Here is a 2,389-nt window from a genome sequence, read left to right as displayed (position 1 = left end):
GCTGTTCCTCGTCGAGGGCCATACCGATGCGATCGGACCCGCCGGCTACAACCTGCTGCTGTCCGACCGCCGGGCCGAGTCGGTGGCACTGGCGCTTACCGAGTATTTCGGTGTTCCGCCGGAGAACATGGTCGTGCAGGGCTATGGTGAGAGCTATCTCAAGATCCCGACCCAGGAGGCCGAACGCCTGAACCGGCGGGTCGCTGTGCGCCGGATCACGCCGCTGTTGCGGCAATACTGAGGTCGGCTGACCCGGGGTCGCACACACCGACACCTGGAATGGCCTCCTCGTGATGAAATCACCCCGGCCGCCTTTGCGGCCGGGGTATTTCGTTGCGATCGCGGAGCGGCCCCACCCGGCATTTCCGGCAGCTCGCCCCGGTGTTTGAAAGCGGCTCGGCTGTCTTGACCTTGCGGCGGGCGGGACGATCTGAAGATGTTGCCTGGGGTGGCGTTGCCGCAATTGCGAGTGGCCGCTCACTCACGGAGCCGCACTTGCATTGACAAATGAAAAGGCGACCCGGTTTCCCGGGTCGCCCATCTGTCAGGAAGCCCTGGCAAGGTGCCAGAGCTGCTTGGCCGAGACCTCAGCGAACGATGTAGTGCACACGGCGCGTATCGCGCTTGACGAGCACCCGAACGCCATTGACATAGGCGTAGTAGTATTCGCTCTCGGGCACTTCGGTCAGTTCCACCGTCTCGGGAATGCCGGCGCCCACAACCACTTCACCATCCAGATAGATCGGATCGACCGGGTTGCTGCGCACATAGGTCGTTATGCGTTCATCGGGCGTGGTGGCGGCCGCGACGCCCATGCCGATGGCTGCACCGACCAGCGCGCCTACCGGACCTCCGACAATGGCACCGGCAACTGCGCCGGCAGCGGTGCCGCCGACGGTGTTGTCAGGGCTGCGCTCATAGGTAATGGTTTCGACTGCCAGCCGTTCACGATTGGTGACGATCGGCGCTTCGACCATGGCCGTCAGGTAATCGCCCGAGGCCCAGCCGTTGAACTCGCCATGCGTGACCCGGCACCAGTTGGACGCATCAAGGCATCCGTCGACGGTTACGCTCTGTGCGGCCGGGATCACGGCCACGACGTCATACGAGATTCCAGGGCCCGCGCGAAGATTCAGGTCGGTCCACGCGGTTGCTGCCGTTTCGGCATAGGCAGACGTGGCGAGAAGCAGACCGGAGACTGCAACACCAAGTGCGAGTCTCGTGGTCATGGTATTTTCCTTTGTTGGCCTGTTCCGGAATTCCGGAACACAGGAATTTGCGACTGACCACGAACGGGCCTGCCCTGTGCTTTTCCGATTTCTGGAACATGCGCCTTTGCGAACGAGGATTCGTTCGCCAGATTTCACCTTGGCCTAACCGCGCCATGCCGGGGCTGATGCAAATCAGTCATGGGGGCATCTTTTGCATCGGCCCGGTTTGCGCGTCCCGGCTCGGGGCGCGCTGGTGCGGCATTTCCCGAAGGGGCTGGGAGCGGTTCGCCGGGGGGCTGCGGCCGCTTGGGCGCCCCGCGGGACTGATCCATGTTGTGGCGCACATTCGTCAAAGGGCGAGTATGGCTGACAGATGGCCAGTGGCCGATTTTTTGAAAGTTGAGGAAACGATGAACCAGATCATATGGATAGTAGGGCTGGTCGTGATTGTCCTGTTTTTCCTGGGCTATTTCGGGCTGCGCTGAGCGCCGCGCAGGCAACTTCCGGCCGGGCTCGTGCCGAAGCGCACGAAACGGCTGGCACCAGACGCGAAAGACGGGCCTACGCTGATGTGAGCCCCGGCACGATCCGGCGCGATCGAGACATTTCCGGAGGTTCAGTATGAACGCCCCCCTTGAGCCGAACGCGAAAGCCACCCCGTTGCCGAATGACCTCGGCCAACGGATCGAAGCATTGCGCGCAGACCTGATGAAGATCTCCGCAAGGATCTCGGATGACATGTCCGAGGGGATCGAGAAGGCCGCGCATCAGGTCGGCCGCGCCGGTCGCGACGCCCGCGCAACGGCCAGCAATGCGGTGATCCGGCATCCCCTGACCGCGGTCGGGATTGCTGCGGGGGTCGGGCTCGTGCTCGGCATGATGGCCCGCAAGGGCTAGTGTTCCCCACCTGGCACAAGTTCCCCGGTCTGACTCTGGTGCGCCCCGGTTGCTGGTAGAACCTCCGCGGGGCAGCCATGCGGAGATGCGCCACCCGGGTGTCGAGCCGTGTATCGGCGGGCCGCGGTGCGGCGATCCGTCGGTTGAACTGTTGTGCTTTATGCCTGCAAACGCCCTGTTCAACTGGATCTATGCGCCCGGCTCAGCCAAATCGCCGTGCCGGGGGGCGGCCCGGCGATGCGCGGCGGCCTTCGGCCTCGATTCCGCGCAGGGCGCGTGTC

General features: G+C 63.9%; 5 protein-coding genes. 4 read left to right on the top strand and 1 reads right to left on the bottom strand.

The window, feature by feature from the left end:
- Positions 1-241, top strand: a 241-nt coding sequence (locus DQ229_RS00455) for an OmpA family protein (protein ID WP_155326405.1), incomplete at its 5' end; no start/stop codon positions are given.
- Between the two features lie 346 nt (positions 242-587).
- Here the strand turns inward: DQ229_RS00455 and DQ229_RS00450 are convergent.
- On the bottom strand, positions 588-1,229 hold the full coding sequence (locus DQ229_RS00450; RefSeq protein WP_114964313.1) for a DUF1236 domain-containing protein: 642 nt from the start codon (positions 1,227-1,229) through the stop codon (positions 588-590).
- Between the two features lie 344 nt (positions 1,230-1,573).
- On the opposite strand from DQ229_RS00450, the gene DQ229_RS16875 reads away from it, so the two are divergent.
- The 3 genes from DQ229_RS16875 to DQ229_RS16675 form a co-directional block, all read left to right on the top strand.
- Positions 1,574-1,696, top strand: coding sequence for a hypothetical protein (locus tag DQ229_RS16875; protein WP_274378811.1), 123 nt, complete (start codon positions 1,574-1,576; stop codon positions 1,694-1,696).
- A 136-nt stretch (positions 1,697-1,832) separates the two neighbouring features.
- Positions 1,833-2,108 (top strand): glycine zipper domain-containing protein, encoded by a 276-nt coding sequence (locus DQ229_RS00440; RefSeq protein ID WP_114964311.1) that lies wholly within the window; start codon positions 1,833-1,835, stop codon positions 2,106-2,108.
- Positions 2,109-2,193: 85 nt separating this feature from the next.
- Positions 2,194-2,389: hypothetical protein (locus DQ229_RS16675; protein ID WP_238380902.1), on the top strand; the 196-nt coding region annotated here is incomplete at its 3' end.

The sequence above is a fragment of the Alkalilacustris brevis genome (assembly GCF_003350345.1).
Lineage (GTDB): Bacteria > Pseudomonadota > Alphaproteobacteria > Rhodobacterales > Rhodobacteraceae > Alkalilacustris > Alkalilacustris brevis.
This window is presented reverse-complemented; position numbering and strand designations above follow the sequence as displayed.

Coding starts and splice junctions, on each gene's coding strand:
- DQ229_RS00450 (WP_114964313.1), bottom strand. CDS start 1,229: ATGACCACGAGACTCGCACTTGGTGTTGCAGTCTCCGGTCTGCTTCTC.
- DQ229_RS16875 (WP_274378811.1), top strand. CDS start 1,574: ATGGCTGACAGATGGCCAGTGGCCGATTTTTTGAAAGTTGAGGAAACG.
- DQ229_RS00440 (WP_114964311.1), top strand. CDS start 1,833: ATGAACGCCCCCCTTGAGCCGAACGCGAAAGCCACCCCGTTGCCGAAT.